Here is a 20,880-nt window from a genome sequence, read left to right as displayed (position 1 = left end):
TCAGCGCCTGGTTTACCAGCGGGCTGACGAGTGTTGCTCTTGTTGTAACCCTTGGCAAAAACACACCCTATGCAAGAAAAACAACTCTCTACCGAAGAACTCATCGCCCAGGACGTAGGGGCTCGTCTGCCCATAGGTCCCATGGGCTGGCTCATCACTACCCTGGCCCTGGCCTGGTCGCTGTTCCAGCTCTGGATAGCGTCCCCCTTGCCTTTTCTGGTCGGCTTCGGCGTCCTGAATGACACCGAGACTCGCGCCATTCACCTGACGTTTGCACTGCTGCTGGCCTATCTGGTGTTTCCGGCTTTTCGCAGCTCCCCCAGAGAGAGAGTGCCGGTCGCGGACATAGTGCTTGGCATCATTGCCGCCTGCGCCGCCTCCTACCTGTTTGTGATGTATCAGGACCTGGCCCAGCGCCCTGGCAATCTCACCACGGCAGATCTGATCACCGCCTGTATCGGCATTCCGCTCTTGCTGGAAGCCGCTCGCCGCGCCCTGGGCCCGGCTCTGGCCGTGATTGCGCTGGTCTTCCTGATTTACAGCCTGGCCGGCCCCTATATGCCGGGCTTGCTTGCCCACCGCGGGGTCAGCTTCACCGCCCTGGCCAACCACCAGTGGATCACCACTGAGGGGGTATTCGGCATCGCCCTGGGTGTCTCCACCAGTTTCGTGTTCCTGTTCGTGTTGTTCGGTGCCCTGCTCGAGCGAGCCGGTGCCGGTCACTATTTCATCCAGCTCGCCTTCAGCATGCTCGGCCACCTGCGCGGCGGCCCCGCCAAGGCGGCGGTGGTTGCCTCGGGCCTGACCGGGCTCATCTCCGGCTCCTCCATCGCCAACGTGGTCACCACCGGCACCTTCACCATCCCCATGATGAAGCGAGTCGGCTTCAGTGCGGAGAAGGCGGGGGCCGTGGAGGTCGCTTCCTCGGTCAATGGCCAGATCATGCCGCCCGTGATGGGGGCCGCGGCCTTCCTCATGGTCGAGTACGTAGGCATTCCTTATGTGGAGATCATCAAGCACGCCTTCCTGCCGGCAGCCATCTCCTACATAGCGCTGCTCTACATCGTGCATCTGGAAGCGCTCAAGCTGGGCATGGAGCCTATCGGTGGCCAGCAGCCCAAGACCTGGTTGCGTCGCCTGACCGGTTTTGCCTTTGGTACCGTCCTGATCAGCGGCTTGTCGCTCGCGGTCTACTATGGTCTGGGCTGGCTCAAACCTGCCCTGGGTGACTATGCCCTCGAGGGGGTCAGTCTGCTGCTGGCACTGGCCTATGTGGGTCTGCTCAAGATTGCCGCCAGCAATGAACCCCTGCCGGCCGAAGATCCGGACAAACCCCTGACCGAACTGCCCCAGACCCGCGCCGTGCTGCTCTCCGGCCTGCACTTCCTGCTGCCCGTGGTGGTGCTGGTGTGGTGTCTGATGATAGAGCGGCTCTCGCCGGGTCTGTCCGCCTTCTGGGGCACCGTCATGCTGGTGATCATACTGCTCACCCAGCGGCCACTGCTCAACTGGCTGCGCACCGATGGCAAGCATGACTACGGCAGCGTCCAGGATGGGGTCGTGGATCTGCGGGAGGGGCTGATCGCCGGTGCCCGCAACATGATTGGCATCGGCATCGCGACGGCGACGGCCGGCATCATAGTGGGTGCCGTCTCCCAGACCGGGGTTGGCCTGGTACTGGCGGATCTGGTGGAGGTGCTCTCCATGGGCAACCTGCTGCTGATGCTGATCCTGACCGCCGTGCTCAGCCTGATCCTCGGTATGGGGCTACCCACCACCGCCAACTACATAGTGGTCTCCAGCCTGCTGGCGCCCGTGGTGGTGACGCTCGGACAGCAGAACGGCCTGATAGTGCCGCTCATCGCTGTGCACCTGTTCGTGTTCTATTTCGGCATCATGGCGGACGTGACCCCGCCGGTGGGGCTGGCCTCCTTCGCGGCGGCGGCCGTCTCCAAGGGCGATCCCATCAAGACCGGGATCACGGCCTTCTACTACAGCCTGCGCACCGCGGCGCTGCCCTTCCTGTTCATCTTCAACACGGATCTGCTGCTGATCGATGTCGACTTCAGCCACGGGGTGCTGATCTTCGTGGTGGCGACCATCGCCATGCTCATCTTCGCCGCGGCGACCCAGGGTTACTTCCTGGTCAAGAGCCGCTGGTACGAGAGCCTGGCCCTGCTGCTGGTAGCCTTTACCCTGTTCCGCCCCGGCTTCTGGATGGACATGGTGCATAACCCCTACCGTGATACGCCGCCGGCCCAGCTGACCCAGACCCTGGGTGACGTGGCGGCCGAAAGCACACTGCGGCTGCGTATCGCCGGGGAAGATGCGGTCGGCAAGCACAGAGAGTACAGCCTGCTGCTGGGGGTGCCGCAGGGCGCCACCGGCGAGGAGCGCCTGGCCAAGCTGGGGCTGAGTCTCTATGAACAGGACGGCAAGACGCTGATCGACAACGTGGCCTTCGGCAGCCCGGCGGCCGATGCCAATCTGCAGTTTGATCAGCAGATAGTCGCCGTCAGTGCCCCGACCGAAGGCTGGCGCAAGGAGCTGATGTGGCTGCCAGGTTTCCTGCTGTTTGGCCTGATAGTGATGCTGCAACGCAGACGGCAAAAGGCCGTCTGAACAAGGCAGCAACCCCCATCATGATAACGGCGCTTCGGCGCCGTTTTTTTTATGGGGCATGGCGCTGTGGCCATGGCGACAAGGGGGGTGACGGGGAGCGGGGGCCCGAGGGGGTGAATGAGGGATTGCGAAGGTGAGGGCCCGAGTGATTTGCCAGAAAGGACAAGGCGCCCGCGGGCGCCTTGTCGCATTCATCTCCTGGGTTCTCCAGGACAGGGCAGGAACATCAGTCCTGCAGCTCCCGGCTCTGCATTGAGCTCAGGGTCTGCTGCTCGGTCAGAGTCAGGCCGAGCTGCTCACAGGCTTGCTCGAAGCTGATGCCGAGGTGGCACATCATGATATCGATGGCGGGCAGATAGTTTTTCATTGGCTCTTCCATGGTGTTCCTCCAGAGACACCCTTATGCCTGATCGGCAGGGGAGAGGGCAATTAGACTTTAGGCGTAGCCAGCTCATTCGTGTCTCACCCCTGCCCCCGAGAGCGGGAATTTGCTACCCTAGCGCGGCACTGGGTCTTCACTTCGCCAGGCAAGCATCGTCATGGGGAAGAGGTATCCGGCATGTGGTTGAGTGTGTTGATCATCGCGTCCGCCTGGTGGCATATCAAGGCCGCCTACGGCACAGATACCCGTCAGTTCTACCTGAGCAAGCCGCTGACCATGCTGTTGATCGTGGCCCTGGCGTTCGGTTATCACGGGGACGATCAAAATGGCTCCCACGCCTGGATCCTGCTCGGCCTCTGTCTCTCCCTGCTTGGCGACGTCATGCTGATGTTGCCGGTCGATCGTTTCTTGCAGGGGTTGGCGGCATTTCTTGTCGCACACCTCTGTTACATCGTCGGGCTGGCTCAGGGGCCACTGGTGCTCAACCTGGTGGATGGCCTGCTGCTGATCCTGGTGGCCGGGCTCTATTTCGGCTTGCTGCGCCCTCACCTCGGGTCGATGCGCTGGCCCATGCTCTGCTACACCCTGATGATGATAGGTCTGGTCTGGGTCGCGGCCGCCGCCTGGCGCGCCTCTCTCACGGCGGGCAGTGCCGCCGCTTTGGTCGGCGCACTCTTGTTCCTCTGCTCCGATGCTCTGCTGGCTCTCAACCGCTTCCGCCGCCCCTTCCCCCATGCCAGTGCCTGGGTGATGAGCAGCTATTTTGCCGCCCAGTTCCTGATTGCCGCTTCTCTGGCGAGTTAAGCCAGCCATCCACGCATTATCACAGCACATAGCAGAAGGGGCCCCAAGGGCCCCTCTGTCGTTAATGCACGGCGGTGTATCGCCTGTGCAGGCTTCAGGCTCTCTCTTCTCGTCAATGCGCCTCCAGGGGTTCGGCATTGCTCGCCCTGGGGGCGGGGGATTTGAGGAACAAGACGAGGGCGCTGGCGATGAGCAGGAAGATGCCCATCACATAGAACACCTTGTTGTAGGCCATGATGGCGGCATCCCGCTCTATGGTGCCAGCCAGTCTGGCCTGGGCCTGTTGATAGGCGATGGCGGGGTCGCTGCCCTGGGCCTGCATGGCGCTGGCCAGGTTCATCAGATAGGCCTGCCCCTCGATGCTGCTGGCGGCCAGGGTGCTGGTGATCTGGCTGACATGCACACGGGTGTCGTTGTCGAGCAGGGTGGCGATGATGGCGATGCCGAAGGCGCCCCCCAGGTTGCGCAGCACGTTGAGCAGGGTGGAGGAGGAGGGGATCTCATCCTGGGTCAGGCTGGCGGTGGCGATCAGGGAGAGGGGCACCATGACGAAAGGCTGACCCAGCGCCCGCACTATCAAGGACTGGATCAGCTGGGGCCCGGCGTAGTCGGCGCTCATGTTGACGTTCATGAAGCAACTCAGACCGAAGATGAGGAAGCCAAAGCTGACCAGATAGCGCGGGTCTATCTTCTGGATGAGCTTGGGTACCAGAGGCAGCACCAGCAGCTGGGGCAGCCCCATCCACATCAGTACCTCGCCAATCTCCAGGGCATTGTAATTGTGGATCTGGGCCATATAGAGCGGCAGCACATAGATGGATCCCATCAGCGCCATACCCAGCACCAAATAGGCGAAGCAGGCCAGGGCGAAGCGCGGGTTGTGCAGCAGCCGCAGGTTGACCAGAGGGTGGCGGCGCAGCAGCTGACTCATCACGAAGAAGATCAGCGCCACCACGGAGATGAGGGTGAGCTTGACGATGAAGCTAGAGCCGAACCAGTCCTCCCTGTTGCCCTCTTCCAACACCACTTCCAGCAGGCCGAGTCCCACGGCCATGGTGAGGATGCCCACCAGATCGACCTGACGCATGATGGTCCAGTCGATGGCTTTTCTGTCCAGACCATGGGCCAGCATGGCCATCACCAGCAAACCGGGCGGCACGTTGAGGTAGAAGATGTAGTGCCAGGAGAGCTGCTCGGTCAGCCAGCCCCCCAGGGTTGGGCCTATGGCGGGGGCGAAGGTGGCACAGAGGCCAAACAGCGCCATGCCGGTGGCCCGCTTGTGCAGTGGCAGCAGGCTGATGATCAGCGAGAAGGCCATGGGAATGAGGGCGCCGCCGGTGAAGCCCTGCATGGCGCGAAACACTATCATGCTGGTGAGGTTCCAGCTGAACGAGCAGAGCACGGAGGAGAAGATGAAGGCCCCGGTGGTCCACAGCAGATAGCGGCGCACACTCAGGCCGCGGCTGAGCCAGCCGCTGAGCGGTATGGCGATCATCTCCGCCACCAGATAGGAGGTAGAGATCCAGGAACTCTCGCTCAGGGTGGCCGAGAGGGCCCCCTGAATGTCCTTGAGGGAGGCATTGGTGATCTGGATATCGAGGATGGCCATGAAGGCGCCAATGAGGCCCCCCATGACGGCGATCCAGTTGCGACGCGGTACGGCTTCCATCAGTGGGCGGCCAGCTGGGACTCGGTGTCACCGGGGCTGCGGGTATCCACTATCACCTCGGTGGAGAGACCGGGCAGCAGCTTGCCGGTCAGGGCACCCGGCGCCGGGATGCGGATCTTGACCGGTACCCGCTGCACTATCTTGGTGAAGTTGCCGGTGGCGTTCTCCGGCGGCAGCAGGGCGAACTTGGCCCCGGTGGCCGGGGAGAGGCTGTCGATGATCCCCTCGACCGGCTGGTCCGGATAGGCATCGAGGATCAGTTCCACCTTCTGGCCAGGCACCATGTTGGCGAGCTGGGTCTCCTTGAAGTTGGCTTCGACCCAGACTCCGCTCAGGGGCACCAGGCTGGCTATCTGCATGCCGGACTGAACATAGAGCCCCTCGCGCAGACTGCGCCTGCCGATGACCCCGTCGGCGGGGGCCTTGAGCTCGGTGTAACTCAGATTCAACTTGGCCTTGGCGAGCTGAGCCAGGCTGAGATCGATCAGCGCCTGCCTCTGATCGCGCTCTGAGGTGAGCACGGCCAGGCGATCCCGCGCCGCTTGTACCCCGGCTTCGGCATCCTGCTGCTGGGCCTGGCTGACCTGCAAGTTGGCGCGCACTTCATCCAGATTGTCCTGGGAGCTGTAGTGAGCCGTGTTGAGCCGACCAATTCGGCTGACCTGTTGCCGGGCCCGCACCACCTCGGCCCTGGATTCGTTCACCTTGGCTTCGGCCTGGCGGATCACGCTGTGCTGCTGGATGAGGTTGGCCTCCAGATTGGCGGCATCCGCCCGGTTGAGGGCGACGTTGGCCTCGGCCTCGGCTAACTGGGCGCGGTACTCCCTGTCATCGAGGCGGGCAATCAGCTGGCCCGCCTTGACGGTCTGGTTGTCGGTGACCAGCACCTCGCTGATGTAGCCGGGCAGCTTGGTGGCAATGCCCGTCATCTCGCTCTGCAGATAGGCGTTGTCGGTGCGCTCGAAGTAGCGGGCGTAACCGTACCAATACAGGGCGAACAGCAGGCCAAGGAGCAGCAGCACCATGGCGACCAGCAGGGGGATCTTCTTTTGTTGACTCATGAGGTCTATTCCTGAACTTAAGGTGAACAGGCTAACATCCTGTCACTGTTTCGATTAGTATCGTTCCATGAGAAATACAGTTTCACTGGTGCAACAATGGACTTGAACGCAGCCCTCATTCTGGTGCGGATTGTCGACAAGGGCTCCTTCACCGCGGCCGCGCAAGAGCTGGGCATGACCAAGGCGACCGTCAGTCGTCGCATCGCCGAGCTGGAGCTGCGACTCGGGGTGCGACTGCTCTATCGCTCTACCCGTCAGCTCACCCTGACCGAGGCGGGGGAGGCGTATTACCTGCGCTGCAGCAAGGCGGTGAACGAGCTGGCCCAGGCCGAGCTGATGCTCAGTGCCAGCCAGCAGGCGGTGACGGGAGTGCTCAAGCTGGCGGTGCCCATCGAGACGGGGCAGATGGTGGTGGCCCGCATGGTTGCCCGCTTTCTGCAGGCTTATCCCGCGCTCAAGGTCGAGCTGGAGCTGACCAACCGGGTGGTGGATCCCATCAGTGAGGGGCTGGATGCCGTGGTGCGGGTCGGCGACATGATAGACTCCAATCTGGCAGCTCGCCGGCTGTGGGGCACGGAGCGGATCCTCTGTGCCAGTCCCGCTTATCTGGCGAGTCATGGGGCCATTCTGCGGCCCGAGGATCTGGCGAACCATGAGCGGATCAAGGTCAGCAGCGGATTTCTCACCAACCATTGGAGTTTCGAGCGTGGGGAGGAGGAGGTGCTGGTGGATCCGCCCTCCCGCTTCGTGGTCAACAATATTACCTGTGCCAGGGAGGCGGCCAAGGTGGGGCTCGGTCTGGCCTCTCTGCCCGCCATGCTCTGTCAGGATGAACTGGCGGCTGGCAGTCTGGTGTCGCTGTTGCCCGAGTGGCGCCAACCCAGAGTTTCGCTCTACCTGCTGTTTCCTGAGCGTCAGCTGATGCCGCGCAAGTTGCGCGTCTTCATCGACTTCATGGTGCAACACGGGGAAGAATTCGGTATCGACAAGCTGTTATGAAGGAGCAAGATGGATAACTGGTTCAATCTGTATCGCGCCTCTCACACTCTGGAGGCTCATGCCCTCAAGGGGGCGCTGGAAGTGGAAGGGATCCCGGCCAGGCTCAGCGGTGAGGGGCTGGCCGGGGCCATCGGTGAGCTGCCGGTGGACTTGTTGCAGGTGACCTTGCTGGTACGCGAGCAGGATCGCAGCCGGGCCGGGCGGGTGATAGAGCGCTACCAGCAGCGGCAGGGCAATGGCTGGCTCTGTGGCCAGTGCGGGGAGGAAAACGAGGCCAACTTCGAGATCTGCTGGCGTTGCCACCATGATCCCCACGATGCCTGACGAGGCATCCATCAATAAACAGGGGCCCTTGATTGGGCCCCTGTTGGTTGGCGGTATCCGGCGCCGGGTTCAGCGGGCGCTGAAATCACTCTCTTCCCCGGCCCTGGGATCCTGGTAGATCGCCAGATCCAGCTCATCTTCACGGCGGCCGATCAACACTGAGACCAGCAGATCGCCCGAGACGTTGACCGTGGTACGGGCCATGTCGAGGATGCGATCTATGCCGGCGATCAGCGCCACCCCTTCCAGAGGCAAGCCCACCGCAGTCAGGGTCAGGGTCAGCAGCATCAGACCCGTGCCCGGGGTGCCGGCGGTGCCTATGCTGGCCAGGGTGACGATACTGATAATGATTAGATAGTCAAACAGGTGCAGATCCACCCCAAAGGCCTGGGCGACGAACAGGGCCGTGACCCCCTGATAGAGGGCGGTGCCATCCATGTTGATGGTGGCGCCTATGGGCAGCACCTTGGCGGCGATACGGGGCGACACCCCCAGCCTGCGTTCGGCACAGCTCTGGCTGATGGGCAGAGTGATCTCGCTCGAACTGCTGGTAAAGGCCACCGCCTGGGCATCGATGATGCTCTTGAAGTAGTGCAGCGGGTTGAGCCGTGCCAGCAGCAGTAACAGGCTGCTGTAGACACCGAGCACATGCAGCAGGCAGCCGAGATAGACGGCGCCAATCACCTTGAACAGGGGCAGCATGATGGCCCCGCCATACTTGCCCGTCATCCAGGCCATCAGGGCGCAGACCCCATAAGGGGCGAGGGACATCACCATCTGGGTCAGGGTGAACATGCCATCGGCCAGGGAGGTGAAGGCACGTATGGCCGGACGACCACGGCGACCGCTGGCATTGAGCGCCAGAGCCAGGGCCACCGCAAAGACGATGACCTGCAGTATTTTGCCATCGACGATGGCCTGGATGGGGTTGCGCGGCACCAGCTGGGTCAGCGCCGTGGCCAGGGTCAGATCCTGGATCGCCGCTGGCCGCTGGTAGGGGCCCATATCGGCGCCGACCCCGGGCTCGAGCAGCCAGCCCATCATCAGGCCGATACAGATGGCCAGGGCGGTGGAGCAGAGGTAGTAGCCGATGGCGCGCATCCCGACGCGGTCGAGGGTCTGGCCCTTGAGCAGGCCGGTGAGGCCGGCGATGATGGAGCAGAAAATGAGGGGCACCATCAGCATCTGTATGGTGTTGACGAACAGAGTGCCTATGGGTTTGAGCAGCAGTGCTTGCTCACTCCAGCCCAGACCGATGGCGATGCCAGTCAGCATGCCGATCAAGGTCTTCAGCCAGAGGGGGCGGCGGGTCCAGATCCGCCAGGGCTTGAAGGCCCGTCCATGGAACAGCATGACGCCAATGTCCTTATTTTCAGTCGTGGTGGCGAAAAGGGCGCCAGTGTAGCCATCCCCTCATCCGGTTGCCACATTATCGACAAAGAGACCAGCGGGGCCAGCCTGACGTGCGGTTAATTGCGCATTTATTGGCATATATCAAGGAGTCCCCGCCTGGGGCAGGTTGTAATGGATGCTCATGAGGGTCATTTGGAGGTGAAAAATGTCCGAGTCTATCCATGGTCATGCGGTGATGGAGATGATGCTGTCCGAGGGGGGTCCGTTCAGCGAAGGGAGCCTCAAGCAGGCAATGGCCAGTCGCTTTGGTGTCGATGCCCGTTACCACACTTGCCGCATGAGCGACCTGGATGCCGATGGTCTCATCGCTTTCCTGCGCGAGCGAGGCAAGTTCATCGACAGTGAGCAGGGTTTTCAGACCCGTGCCGACAAGATCTGCCGCCACGGCTAGCAACCCGCTTCGATGATTGCGTGACTGCGAGCCCGCTCATGGGCTCGCAGAGACCCCCTCCCTTTGCTATATTCGCCCCTCTCTTCGTTCTTGTTCCCCTGGAAGCGCTATGGATACTTTTTCCGCCGCCGTCATGCTGTTTCTGATCATGGATCCCCTCGGCAACCTGCCGGTGTTCCTCTCGATCCTGCGCCATATCGATCCCAAGCGGCGCCGCAAGGTGATGATGCGCGAGCTGTTGTTTTCCCTGGCCATCATGATGGGCTTCCTGTTTGCCGGTCAGCAGATCCTGAGCTTCCTCAATCTGCGTCAGGAGGCGGTGAGCATCGCGGGGGGCATCATTCTCTTCCTCATCGCCATCAAGATGATCTTCCCGGGCCCCGGCGGGGTGACCGGGTTGGCCGCGGGGGAGGAGCCCTTCCTGGTCCCCATGGCGATCCCCATGATTGCGGGGCCATCCATCCTGGCCTCCCTGCTGCTGCTTGCCAACCAGGCGCCGGGTCGCATGACCGACTGGTCGCTGGCGCTGCTGATGGCCTGGGGGGCGAGCGCCGTCATCCTGATGTTCTACGAGGTATTCAACAAGCTGCTGGGTGAGCGAGGACTCACGGCGGTGGAGCGGCTGATGGGCATGCTGCTGGTGATGATCGCGGTGCAGATGCTGCTCGATGGGGTGCATCACTACTTGCTGGTCGTGGGCTAAGGGTGAGCTAAGCCCGGGTACGCCACCCCATGGACGATAGACGGAGCCCGGCCCAGTGCCGGGCTCCTTGTTTGTGGCGGGCTGAGAGGGGCTTGCTCATTATTTGCCAGCGCTCAGGCCGCTTCCTCCGCCAACCCGGCGAGGATCAGCTCGAGCAGGGTCTCCCGCAGCCAGCGATGGCCAGGGTCGGCCTCGTGGCTCTGATGCCAGATCAGCAGATGGGAGATGCTGTCCAGGGCGATGGGCAGCGGCAGCTGGGTCAAGGGGTAGACCTGGGTGGCGTGGCGGGCATAGAGGCGTGACAGGGTCACTATCATGTCCGAGTGCATGCTCATGCGCAGGGCCGCTTCGAAGGAGGGCACCGTGGCCTCTATGCGGCGTTGCAACGCCTGCTCCGCCAGCTTGTGATCCAGCATCCAGCGATCCCGTCCCTCGCAATAGGTTTGCACATGGGGATAGGTGAGGTAGCGGGCCAGATCCCAGTCGGGCTCGGTCAGGGCCTGGTGATCGAGCCGCACCAGGCAGGTGAGGTTGTCGATGGCGAGCAGCCGCTGGCAGATGGTGCCGGGCAGGGTGTCCTGGCGAAAGTCGGAGGTGAGGCAGTTCTCCCGTACCGTGATGGCAAGATCGACCTGGCCCTGACCCATCTCGGTCAGGCTGTGCTCCGTCCACTCCTCGTAGCGCAACCGCACCCTGGGGGCGCGACGCTTGAGCTCGCGCAAGTAGAGAGGTGCAAACAGGGTGAAGGCGCTGTCCATGCTGGCGATGACGAACTCGCGCTCCGAGCTCGAGGGGTCGAACGCGGGCGGTTGCAGCAAGGTGTCCAGACTGAGCAGTATTGGCTGTAACTGTTGCTGCAAGGCCAGGGCGCGCGGCGTGGGCTCAAGACCATAGGCGGATCGGATAAACAGCGGATCGGCGAAGGCGTCCCGCAACCGGCCAAGGGCTTTGCTGACAGCGGATTGGCTGAGGTGCAGGCGACGGGCGGCGCGGCTACCGTTGCGCTCCTCCAGCAGCACTTGCAAGATGATGAGCAGGTTGAGATCGGTGCGGACCAGCTGTTCCAGAAACATGTGTTATGAATCTCCCTCAATTCTAAGATGAATTTATACCATTTGTATTCATATCTCCATCCCCCTATCCTGAGTCCCGTCTCTGGCCGAAGGCTAGCTGTCACAGGAGGTGACGGTTGAGGGGACGAGTAGCACCAACTTGATACGGCGGCCCTGGGTCGCCGTATTTTTTGGTGGTGTTGCCGCCTTATTTGGCTCACTCTTGATTTCGCCCAACCCGTCATCCCCTCTCGTCTGTTACAACTGACATCCCGATACCTCGGGCTTGAAATCATCTTATTGAAGTAGGAGTGTCATCATGTCGGTAGAAGATAAAGTGCAAGAGACCTGTGACAGCTGCGGCTGTTTTGCCGAGATAGGTACCATCATTGGCGAAGGCGATGATGTGCTGGATCTGGTGATAGCGGCGCCGACCGAGCAGGCTGCTCGTGCCAAGCTGGTCAGCTATGAGACCCTTGCCAGGCAGGTGAGCGAAGCGGCGGACGTGAGCTGCGAGCTGAGCCAGGTGGCTGACGGGGTCGAGCTCAAGGTGCGTCTGCAATTTACCTGCACCGCCGAGAAGCTGATCTTCGAGTTGCGGGCCCGTTCACTCTAGGATGCCCCTCGATCACGGCAGCGGGATGCTGCCGTGTCGGCCCCTCTGCCCCGGGTCTCGTTCTATCTTTCATCATTATTGGGGCCATCCGGCGTGCACCGGTCAAGGAAGGCGAATAGATGCGGCTATGGTTATGGGCTCTGCTGGCCTGGTTATTCTCTCTCCCCCTGTTGGCGGCGGATCTCAAGCCGCACCTGCTCCCTCAGCCAGGGGATCTCGACAATATCTTGCAGCGCAAGGAGTTGCGGGCCCTGGTGGTCTATGAGCGCGGCTTCTTCTTCTTTGACAAGGGGCTGGAGCGCGGGGTGCTGGTCAATCAGCTGCAAGGCTTCGAACGCTGGCTCAATCAAACCTATCTGGCCAAGGATCCCATCAAGCTCAAGGTGGTCTACGTGCCGGTGCGCCAGGACAAGCTGCTCGATTATCTGGCCGAGGGGCGTGGCGACATGGTGGCGGCCAACCTCACCGTGACCCAGGGGCGCCTGGAACAGGTCAGCTTTACCCAGCCGGTGATAGCGCCCATCGAGGAGTGGGTGGTGAGTCAGAAAGATCTGCCCGCCTTCAACCGCATCACCCAACTCTCCGGCAGACGCATCTGGGTGCGCGAAAGCTCAAGCTATTACGAGAGCCTGCAGCATCTCAATCGTCTGCTGCGGGAGCTGGGCCTGCCCCCCGTCTATATCGAGACCGTGCCCGAATACCTGCAGGATGGCGATCTGCTGGAGATGGTGGCCGCCGGTCTGGTGCCGCTGACGGTGACCGACAGCTTCAAGGGGCGGATCTGGCTCGACATGTTGCCCGGCCTCAAGGCGCACAAGCTGGTGCCCCTGCGTGACAACGGCAAGAGTGCCTGGGCGCTGCCCAAGCACAGCACCGGGCTGCTGGATGCCGCCAACCGCTACCTGGCAAAGACCGACAGCCGGCGCCTCTACAGCGATCTCATGCTGCGGCGCCTGCTGAGTCAGAGCGATCCCATGAGCAACCTGCTTGCCACCGAACGGCTCTCCCGTCTGACCCGCATTCGTACCGTGCTGGAGAAGTATGCCAAGCAGTATCAGCTGGACTGGCTGATGCTGGCGGCGCTGGCCTATAAGGAGTCTGGCCTGGATCCCGGCGCCCGCTCTCCGGGAGGGGCCATAGGCCTGATGCAACTGCGGCCCGTGGCTGGCGCAGAGGTGGGCATCAATGGCGCCAGGCTGGCCACCCTGGAGGGCAATGTGGAGGCAGCCTGCCGTTATCTGCGCTTCCTGCTCGACACCTATTTCCAGGATCCCAAGATAGATGTGCTCAACCGTCACCTGCTGGCGCTGGCCGCCTACAACGCCGGACCTAACCGGTTGCAGAGCTTGCGGGACAAGGCCGCAGGCCAGGGACTGGATCCCGATGTCTGGTTTGGCAACGTCGAACAGCTGGTGGCCAAGGAGGTGGGACAGGGCCCCATCAACTATGTGGGCACCATCTACAAATACTATGTCGCCTACCGGTTCAGCCTGCCCCAGATAGAGGGCAAGGCCGCAGCGATTGAAGCCACCACCGCTCAGCACTGATGCGGGTCTCTCTGAGGTCCGGATCCGGATGGTGGAGGAACCAGGGAGGCAATGGCCATTCAGGCTGATGGCGGGGCGGACAAGCGGGAGGATGTGACGCCTGCTGGCTGAGGTTCATGGGGGCTCCTTATGGCGACCAGTTCTGTCACTATATGGGCCATGACCATGACAAGGCGATGACGAGGGGGCAGGGTGAAGGAAGGGGAATTCGTGCTATTGGCCGAGCCGTCATTGGCCCTGAAACAGCGTCTGGCCCTGATCCGCGCCGCCCGTAGCCGAGTCCAGGCCCAGTATTACAGCTGGGCCGAGGATGGCAGCGGCAAGCTGCTGCTGGCCGAGTTGCTGTGCGCCGCCCGGCGCGGGGTGCGCGTGCAGCTGCTCATCGACGATCTCTACGCCGGGGAGAATCGCTTCCTGGAGATGGTGGCCTGCGAGCCCGGCATCGAGGTGCGGCTGTTCAATCCGTTCTGGTTGAGGGGCTGGCGGCCATTGGCGCTGCTGCTGGAGGCCTGTTTCAGCTTCCGTCGCCTCAACCACCGCATGCACAACAAGCTGCTGCTGGTGGATGGCAATACCGGCATTCTGGGGGGGCGCAACATCGGCGATGCCTACTTCGGCCTGGGCGCCGGCCCCCACTTCCTCGATCTGGACATTGGCTGCCGGGGCCCCCTCTGCCAGTCCCTGGAGCAGGGATTCGATCAGTTCTGGTGTAGCCGCTGGAGCCAACCTGTTCGCCGCTTGCTGCGCCGTCGTCCCGGTCGGATGGTGGCGGGAGTGATCAACGATTTCCTGCTCAGCCTCACCGAGCCCACCGTTGCTGCCATCTACGACCTGCCCGCTGATCTGTTTGAGGCGCCGGCTCCGCTGACCTGGCATCCGGGCCGGGCCGAGGTGCTGTTCGACCGGCCTGGCAAGGGGCTGGTCTCCCGGCCTGGCACGGCCCGCTACCTGTGGCGACGGCTGGGGGAGTGTCAGGGCATGCTGCAACTGGTGAGCCCCTACCTCATCCTGACCCGGGGCCTGCGCCGTGAATTGCAGCGTCTGCGCCGACAGGGGATCGCCATCAGGCTGCTCACCAACTCCCTGGCCAGCACGGACGTGCCCCTGGTGCATGGTGCCTATTATCGCCACAGACCCTGGTTGTTGCGCCAGGGTATCGGACTGGCCGAGCTGCCGGCCAGCAGCGGCCTCAGCCTGCATGCCAAGCTGATCTTGCTGGGGGAGCGGGAGGCCCTGCTCGGCAGCTTCAATCTGGATCCACGCTCCTTTCACCTCAACACCGAACTGATGCTGCGGCTCAATAGCGGGCCGCTCTGCGCCGAGCTGCAGGCCTGGCTGACCCATTGGCAAGGGGTGACTGCCGAGCCCGATCCCGTCTCCTCCTGGTGGCGGCGCCTGATCGCCCGCCTGAGCCATTGGCTGCCGCTGCGTCCCTGGCTGTAGCGCTTTCGCCCCTCCCTTGTGCGAGATCTCGCAAAGCCTTGTAAGCCATTTGGCGAGGCAGCCAGCAATAACGCCATAGGCTAGATTTCAACCATCTGTTTTTAAACATAAATAAAAACATGGAGCGGATGAGTGTGGGGACATGCGGGGGGGCGGGACGCTGGCGAAACGTTTTTTCGATGACGAACTGAGTAAGATTTCAATCGCAAGGACAAACAGCCCGGTTCGCCGGGTTGTGGAAGAAGAAACGTCAATTCAACCCATGGGATCGCTCCTGTGGGCACTCGTCTCGAGGGAGCGGAAACCCGGGAGTCAGGTGCGTGATTGATGAATTGGATTCCAATATGGAACATGCTATTTGCGAGGGGGTGACATGCAGATGTCGCCCCATTTTTTATGGGACTTTCCCGCCACCGTTGGCCATTGACCCGAGCTGAGCCTCTCGTCGATAGCTGGGGGCAGGCTGCCCGGCAGTCATCCATGCCATGAAAAAGAGCAGGCCCCGTGTTGGGGCCTGCTCTTTTTATTGTCGATTGCGCGCTCAGGTCAGGTTGGCCAGCAGGCGATTCCAGTTGCGGCGACTGACCCGGAAGCCGCCCTTGAGGCTGCGGTATTCGAGCTGCAGCTTGAGGGCATCGTAGCGGGCCAGAGCCTTGCGTTTACGCTCTTCGAGCAGGCGCTTGCGGCTGGCGTAGTAGTGCTGCAACTGCTGGCTCAGCTTGTCGTACTCCTCCTGCAGCAGCGTCTGCCACATCTCCATGTCGTCGCGTTTTTGCAGCTTGGCATGGGCGCGTTTGAGCTGCATCTGCAGCCGTGCCTGCTCGATGCGCTCCTCCGGGCAGGTACGCAGATCCCTGGCCAGCCCCAGCCAGGCGGAGCAGCGGATCAACCACTTGGTCGGATCGAACTGCCACCAGTGGATGCCGTTGCGGTAGTCGTTCTCGAACAGGTGGTGGTAGTTGTGATAGCCCTCACCGAAGGTGAAGAAGGCGAGGATGCCGTTGTCGCGGGCGCTGTTGCGATCCGTGAACGGCTGGCTGCCCCAGATGTGGGCCAGGGAGTTGATGAAGAAGGTGGTGTGGTGGGTCATCACCATGCGCAGCACCCCGGCCAGCAACAACATGCCGAGCAGATCGCCGTGGATAAGCCCCAGCAGCAGCGGGATGCCGATGTTGGTGGCCAGGGTCAGCGCCAGATAGTGTTTGTGCTGCCAGGCAACGACGGGGTTGTTCTGCAGATCCCGCACATTGCTGTAGTCGTGATAGCGATCCCCCTGGTATTCCCGCAGCATCCAGCCGATGTGGGAGTACCAGAAGCCGCGGCTGGCGGAGTAGGGATCCTGATGATCGTCATCTACGTTGCGGTGATGGCGGCGGTGATCCGAGGACCAGTGCAGGGCCGAGTTCTGCAGGGCGAGGGCGCCGCCGATGGCGAACAGCCACTGCAGCGCCGGGTGCGCCTTGTAGGTCTTGTGGGACCAGAGTCTGTGATAGCCCGCGGTGATTGAGATGCCGCAATAGCAAAACAGCACCAGGAAGCTGGCCCATTGCCAGCCATCGAAGCCATGGGTCAGACCGTACCAGGGCACGGCAATCAGAGCCGTCAGCCCGGTCAGGGCAAACAGCAGGGTGTTGGAGATGATAATGGGTGGGCGTTCCATTCGGAGTGTCCTTTTCAGCTAACAGCTGTGCGCTATTCTCTGTGCAACCCGGCGGCGGGTCAATGGTAAAAAAGTGACAGCCTGACCCGCCTTCGGGTTATCATTTGGCCTCGATACGTGGAAGGTGACTGTTTTCGTGGGTATTCGCGCAGAGCAAAAAGAAAAGACCCGGCGTACGCTGATCGACGCTGCGTTCAGCCAGCTGTGTGCCAACCGCAGCTTCTCCAACCTGAGTCTGCGAGAAGTCGCGCGGGAGGCAGGCATAGCGCCAACCTCCTTCTATCGTCACTTCCGTGACATGGAAGAGCTGGGGCTGACCCTGGTCGATGAGGGGGGTTTGACCCTGCGCCAACTGATGCGTCAGGCGCGACAACGGATCGCCGGTGGCGGTGGCGTGATCATCACCTCTGTCTCGACCTTCATGGAATTTGTCGAAAACAATCCCAATATCTTCCGATTGCTGCTGCGCGAGCGCTCCGGCACGTCGGCTGCGTTTCGTCAGGCGGTCGCCCGGGAGATACAGCACTTCATCGCCGAGCTGACCGACTATCTGGAAGCCACGTCGGGGGCGCCACGGGAGGAGGCCTATATCCAGGCCGAGGCCATGGTGACCATCGTCTTCAGCGCCGGTGCCGATGCGTTGGATATGAGCAGTGAAGAGTGCCGGGCCCTGGCCGATCGCACCGTGCGCCAGCTGCGGATGATCGCCATGGGCGCCGAACTGCAGCATCAGCGCCGCCGCGAGGCCATGTCTTGAGTCAACCGTCAGGAGCCAACAGGAGTTTCCCCATGCATGACATCAACACCATTCCCAAACGCCCCCTGCTGCTGGCCCTTCTGGTCGGCATCTGTGGTGACGCCAGCCTCGCTGTGCTGGTATCGGATCCCGTGCCCTTCTCCTTCTTCCCCATCATCGCCTTCCTGCTGGCGGCCCATCAGCTCTATCGCTGCTATGTGAGCGAACCCATGGAAGGCAATACGCCGGTCTGCGTCTGGCTCAGCTTCTTTATCGGCGGTTTTGGTCATGCGGCGCTGCAAAAAGTGCAGTACCCCGAGCTTGGCAGCAACTTCTTCTCGCTGATCATGATGCTGCTGTTGCTGGCCGCGCTCTCCATCAAGCTGGGTCTCAGCGTCGGTAAAAAAGAGAAGGCCTGACAAGCAGGCCTTCCAGACAAGATTGATGACCGGGGCAACCCGGTTTTTTTATGACTGCGGTTTGCTGCCCGCCTCCACAATGGCCTTGAGCCGAGCGCGGATGTCGCGCATGCCGAAGACGCCGAAGATCAGCACCTGCACAAATTCACCGTTGGTCACGAAGAAGTGGGGCTTGCAGGCGGCGCGGATCATGCTGGCCTGTACCCAGTGCATCAGCGCCACTATGACGCCGCAGATGGGCAAGAAGCTGCTCAGCTTGCCGGGCAGGGTCACCACCAGGCTGACGATGACTCCAAACCAGAAGAAGAGGGTGAGGCCCATGGCCAGCAGATTAAGCAGACGTCCCATCGTATAACTCCCTTGAATAGCACCAATATCGAACAGATCTTACGCAGAGGCGGCCCAGTGGTTCAACCATAGTCACTCGCGCCAAATGAGACACCGTTTAGGCAGAGGCCTCCGGGGTGCTCCTTGCATAGAGCTGATAGCAGACCTGACCGGCCTGCTTGTCCTTGAGACATTGCCAGTTGCCGGGCAGCACCAGATCGTCGAACTCCTTCTCCCGCTCCAGATAGATGAGCGCATCCGCTGCCAGCCAACCCCGTTGCTCCAGCAGCTCGCACACTTGCGGCAGCAGCTCACGGCGAAAGGGCGGATCGAGAAACACCAGATTGAAAGGGGTGACGGGGCCTTGCAGCCAGTGGATGGCGTCGGACTGGATCACCGCACCCTGGCTGCTGCCCAGCGCCGCCAGGTTCTTCTTGAGCTGATCGGCGGCACCCTTGTCCATCTCGACCAGCGTGACCTGCTCGGCGTAGCGCGACAGCGCCTCCAGGCCCAGACCCCCGCTACCGGCGAACAGGTCGAGACAGCGGCTGCCGCGGACATGGGCGGCCAACCAGTTGAAGATGGTCTCCTTGACTCTGTCCGTGGTGGGTCTGAGTCCCTCCACATCCTGCACCGGCAGCTTGCGACCACGCCATTGGCCACTGATGATACGGACAAAGCCGGATTTACCCTTGGCTCCCGGGCGCTGGGCCGGGCTGTTTTGACTGGATTTCACTCTGGGCATCGCGTTTCGTCGTCAGAAAATAAAGTGATAGTATAAGGCGGTTCATTTTTATGCCGACCCACCGAGGGACGGCTATCTTAGCAGTCAGCCAACGAAGTGAGTATTTTTAAAAATGGCAAAAGGTTTGTTTTCCTGGCTGGGGTTCGGCCGCAAGAAAGAAGAGGCTGAGGTTGTCCAACCACAGACACCCCAATCCGAGACTGTCAGCACCCAAGATGGCGTCAGCGCCACGTCTTCCCCATCGACCGACATCATCTCCGCTGAGTCCGGCGAGACTTCCCTGCCGCACGCAGACCCCCTGCTCGATCCTTTGGCTGAGGATCTCAACACAGCGCCTCTGGTGATCGAAGAGTGCGCCAGCTCCCTGGAGCCCGTCATCGTCAATCCTGAGCTGCTGAGCCCGGAGGAAGACGCGGCCAAGGTTGCCGCCGAGCAGGAGGCCGCCCGGGTTGCTGCCGAGCAGGAAGCCGCTCGCGTTACCGCCGAGCAGGAAGCTGCCCGCGTTGCCGCCGAGCAGGAGGCTGCCCGCGTTACTGCCGAGCAGGAAGCGGCTCGGATTGCCGCCGGGCAGGAGGCCGCCCGGGTTGCCGCCGAGCAGGAAGTCGCTCGCGTTGCCGCCGAGCAGGAAGCGGCTCGCGTTGCCGCCGAGCAGGAAGCGGCTCGTGTTGCCGCCGAGCAGGAGGCCGCCCGCATTGCCGCCGAGCAGGAAGCTGCCCGCGTTGTCGCCGAGCAGGAAGCGGCTCGCATTGCCGCCGAGCAGGAGGCCGCCCGCGTTGCCGCCGAGCAGGAGGCTGCCCGCGTTGCCGCCGAGCAGGAAGCGGCTCGCATTGCCGCCGAGCAGGAGGCCGCCCGCGTTGCCGCCGAGCAGGAGGCTGCCCGCGTTGCTGCCGAGCAGGAAGCGGCCCGGGTTGCCGCCGAGCAGGAGGCCGCCGCCCTGGCCGCGCTCCCTCTGGCGGCGGATGTGGCCGATGATACTCAGGCCAAGCCGCAGCGGGAGGGCTTCTTTGCCCGTCTCAAGCGCAGCCTGGTGCGTACCAGGGAGAACATAGGCTCTGGTTTCTTCAGCCTGTTCAGTGGCAAGCAGATAGATGATGAGCTGTTCGAGGAGCTGGAGACCCAGTTGCTTACCGCGGATCTCGGGGTCGATACCACCACCCGCATCATCAACAGCCTGACCCAGCACGCCAGCCGCAAGCAACTCAAGGATGGCGAAGCCCTCTATGGCCTGCTCAAGCAGGACATGGGCGAGATGCTGGCCAAGGTCGAGCAGCCCCTGGTGATCGATACCAGCAAGAAGCCTTATGTGATCCTCATGGTGGGCGTGAATGGGGTGGGCAAGACCACCACCATCGGCAAGCTGGCCAAGCAGTTCCAGGCCGAAGGCAAGAGCGTCATGCTGGCTGCCGGTGATACCTTCCGCGCCGCCGCCGTCGAGCAGTTGCAGGTGTGGGGCCAGCGCAACAACCTGCCGGTCATCGCCCAGCACACCGGCGCCGACTCTGCCTCCGTCATCTATGATGCCATCGAGGCCGCCCGTTCCCGTGGCGCCGATGTGTTGATCGCCGACACCGCCGGTCGCTTGCAGAACAAGAGCAACCTGATGGAGGAGCTCAAGAAGGTGGTGCGGGTCATGAAGAAGCTCGACGAGGAGGCCCCTCACGAGATCATGCTGACCCTGGACGCGGGCACGGGCCAGAACGCCCTGAGCCAGGCCAAGCTGTTCAAAGAGGCGGTGGGCTTGACCGGTATCACCCTCACCAAGCTCGATGGTACCGCCAAGGGTGGCGTCATCTTCGCGGTGGCGGACAAGTTCCAGATCCCCATCCGTTTCATCGGGGTGGGTGAGGGGATAGACGATCTGCGTCCCTTCGTTGCCAATGACTTCATCGAGGCGCTGTTTAGCCGCGACGAATAAGCAAGCCGGGCCGCCTTGGGCGGCCTCTTGCTCTCTCCAGTGCCCCGCAGAA

20 protein-coding genes are annotated in these 20,880 nt (G+C 62.2%); 12 read left to right on the top strand and 8 right to left on the bottom strand.

Features of this window, described 5'->3' with window-relative positions; genetic code table 11:
• Window positions 1-69 precede the first annotated feature (69 nt).
• Window positions 70-2,622 (top strand): TRAP transporter permease, encoded by a 2,553-nt coding sequence (locus M2367_RS18825; protein WP_259237833.1) that lies wholly within the window; start codon window positions 70-72, stop codon window positions 2,620-2,622.
• Window positions 2,623-2,848: 226 nt separating this feature from the next.
• Here the strand turns inward: M2367_RS18825 and M2367_RS18820 are convergent, their stop codons facing one another.
• Complete coding sequence (locus M2367_RS18820; protein WP_198135217.1) at window positions 2,849-2,989, bottom strand: hypothetical protein; 141 nt, start codon at window positions 2,987-2,989, stop codon at window positions 2,849-2,851.
• Window positions 2,990-3,181: 192 nt separating this feature from the next.
• On the opposite strand from M2367_RS18820, the gene M2367_RS18815 reads away from it, so the two are divergent.
• Window positions 3,182-3,808: a lysoplasmalogenase gene (locus tag M2367_RS18815; protein ID WP_042040083.1), complete on the top strand. Its 627-nt coding sequence runs from the start codon at window positions 3,182-3,184 to the stop codon at window positions 3,806-3,808.
• Between the two features lie 112 nt (window positions 3,809-3,920).
• Here M2367_RS18815 and M2367_RS18810 read toward each other — a convergent pair whose 3' ends face one another.
• Window positions 3,921-5,477: a DHA2 family efflux MFS transporter permease subunit gene (locus M2367_RS18810; protein ID WP_259237828.1), complete on the bottom strand. Its 1,557-nt coding sequence runs from the start codon at window positions 5,475-5,477 to the stop codon at window positions 3,921-3,923.
• Complete coding sequence (locus M2367_RS18805) at window positions 5,477-6,538, bottom strand: HlyD family secretion protein (RefSeq protein WP_259237826.1); 1,062 nt, start codon at window positions 6,536-6,538, stop codon at window positions 5,477-5,479. The genes M2367_RS18810 and M2367_RS18805 overlap by 1 nt, the downstream gene beginning before the upstream one ends.
• A gap of 96 nt (window positions 6,539-6,634) precedes the next feature.
• Between M2367_RS18805 and M2367_RS18800 the strand changes: the two genes are divergently transcribed.
• Both M2367_RS18800 and M2367_RS18795 read left to right on the top strand, forming a co-directional pair.
• Window positions 6,635-7,537, top strand: a complete 903-nt coding sequence (locus tag M2367_RS18800; protein WP_259237825.1) for a LysR family transcriptional regulator — start codon at window positions 6,635-6,637, stop codon at window positions 7,535-7,537.
• Window positions 7,538-7,546: 9 nt separating this feature from the next.
• Window positions 7,547-7,861, top strand: a complete 315-nt coding sequence (locus tag M2367_RS18795; RefSeq protein WP_259237822.1) for a DUF2007 domain-containing protein — start codon at window positions 7,547-7,549, stop codon at window positions 7,859-7,861.
• A gap of 69 nt (window positions 7,862-7,930) precedes the next feature.
• On the opposite strand, the gene M2367_RS18790 is transcribed toward M2367_RS18795, so the two are convergent.
• Window positions 7,931-9,214, bottom strand: a complete 1,284-nt coding sequence (locus M2367_RS18790; RefSeq protein ID WP_042040076.1) for a dicarboxylate/amino acid:cation symporter — start codon at window positions 9,212-9,214, stop codon at window positions 7,931-7,933.
• A 205-nt stretch (window positions 9,215-9,419) separates the two neighbouring features.
• On the opposite strand from M2367_RS18790, the gene M2367_RS18785 reads away from it, so the two are divergent.
• Both M2367_RS18785 and M2367_RS18780 read left to right on the top strand, forming a co-directional pair.
• Window positions 9,420-9,665: a YecH family metal-binding protein gene (locus M2367_RS18785; protein WP_259237817.1), complete on the top strand. Its 246-nt coding sequence runs from the start codon at window positions 9,420-9,422 to the stop codon at window positions 9,663-9,665.
• A gap of 109 nt (window positions 9,666-9,774) precedes the next feature.
• Window positions 9,775-10,368, top strand: coding sequence for a YhgN family NAAT transporter (locus tag M2367_RS18780; RefSeq protein ID WP_042040073.1), 594 nt, complete (start codon window positions 9,775-9,777; stop codon window positions 10,366-10,368).
• A 113-nt stretch (window positions 10,369-10,481) separates the two neighbouring features.
• Here M2367_RS18780 and M2367_RS18775 read toward each other — a convergent pair whose 3' ends face one another.
• Window positions 10,482-11,441 (bottom strand): LysR family transcriptional regulator, encoded by a 960-nt coding sequence (locus tag M2367_RS18775; protein WP_224431782.1) that lies wholly within the window; start codon window positions 11,439-11,441, stop codon window positions 10,482-10,484.
• 298 nt (window positions 11,442-11,739) lie between these two features.
• On the opposite strand from M2367_RS18775, the gene M2367_RS18770 reads away from it, so the two are divergent.
• From M2367_RS18770 to M2367_RS18760, 3 genes are all read left to right on the top strand, one after another.
• On the top strand, window positions 11,740-12,036 hold the full coding sequence (locus M2367_RS18770; RefSeq protein ID WP_042040071.1) for a YfcZ/YiiS family protein: 297 nt from the start codon (window positions 11,740-11,742) through the stop codon (window positions 12,034-12,036).
• A gap of 119 nt (window positions 12,037-12,155) precedes the next feature.
• The gene (locus tag M2367_RS18765; RefSeq protein WP_224431783.1) at window positions 12,156-13,583 is read left to right on the top strand and encodes a lytic transglycosylase F; all 1,428 of its coding nucleotides are present in this window, start codon (window positions 12,156-12,158) and stop codon (window positions 13,581-13,583) included.
• Between the two features lie 192 nt (window positions 13,584-13,775).
• Entirely contained in the window at window positions 13,776-15,026 is a 1,251-nt protein-coding gene (locus tag M2367_RS18760) for a phospholipase D family protein (RefSeq protein ID WP_259237811.1), read from the top strand.
• A 541-nt stretch (window positions 15,027-15,567) separates the two neighbouring features.
• Here the strand turns inward: M2367_RS18760 and M2367_RS18755 are convergent.
• Window positions 15,568-16,686 (bottom strand): fatty acid desaturase, encoded by a 1,119-nt coding sequence (locus M2367_RS18755; RefSeq protein WP_259237809.1) that lies wholly within the window; start codon window positions 16,684-16,686, stop codon window positions 15,568-15,570.
• A 136-nt stretch (window positions 16,687-16,822) separates the two neighbouring features.
• Between M2367_RS18755 and fabR the strand changes: the two genes are divergently transcribed.
• On the top strand, window positions 16,823-17,443 hold the full coding sequence (gene fabR / locus M2367_RS18750) for an HTH-type transcriptional repressor FabR (RefSeq protein ID WP_042040063.1): 621 nt from the start codon (window positions 16,823-16,825) through the stop codon (window positions 17,441-17,443).
• Window positions 17,444-17,475: 32 nt separating this feature from the next.
• A complete protein-coding gene (locus M2367_RS18745) occupies window positions 17,476-17,841 on the top strand; it encodes a YijD family membrane protein (RefSeq protein ID WP_042040062.1) in 366 nt (121 codons plus the stop codon).
• Window positions 17,842-17,889: 48 nt separating this feature from the next.
• Here M2367_RS18745 and M2367_RS18740 read toward each other — a convergent pair whose 3' ends face one another.
• Both M2367_RS18740 and rsmD read right to left on the bottom strand, forming a co-directional pair.
• On the bottom strand, window positions 17,890-18,189 hold the full coding sequence (locus tag M2367_RS18740; protein ID WP_259237806.1) for a DUF1145 domain-containing protein: 300 nt from the start codon (window positions 18,187-18,189) through the stop codon (window positions 17,890-17,892).
• A 97-nt stretch (window positions 18,190-18,286) separates the two neighbouring features.
• A complete protein-coding gene (gene rsmD / locus M2367_RS18735; RefSeq protein ID WP_259237804.1) occupies window positions 18,287-18,913 on the bottom strand; it encodes a 16S rRNA (guanine(966)-N(2))-methyltransferase RsmD in 627 nt (208 codons plus the stop codon).
• Window positions 18,914-19,025: 112 nt separating this feature from the next.
• Here rsmD and ftsY point away from each other — a divergent pair, with 112 nt between their 5' ends.
• Complete coding sequence (gene ftsY, locus M2367_RS18730; protein WP_259237803.1) at window positions 19,026-20,828, top strand: signal recognition particle-docking protein FtsY; 1,803 nt, start codon at window positions 19,026-19,028, stop codon at window positions 20,826-20,828.
• The last annotated feature ends 52 nt before the right edge of the window (window positions 20,829-20,880 follow it).

Origin of the sequence: Aeromonas sp. BIGb0445 (assembly GCF_024809075.1) — a bacterium.
GTDB lineage: Bacteria > Pseudomonadota > Gammaproteobacteria > Enterobacterales > Aeromonadaceae > Aeromonas > Aeromonas rivuli.
The sequence above is the reverse complement of the archived record's forward strand: the minus strand, read 5'-3'. Positions and strand labels throughout refer to the sequence as shown.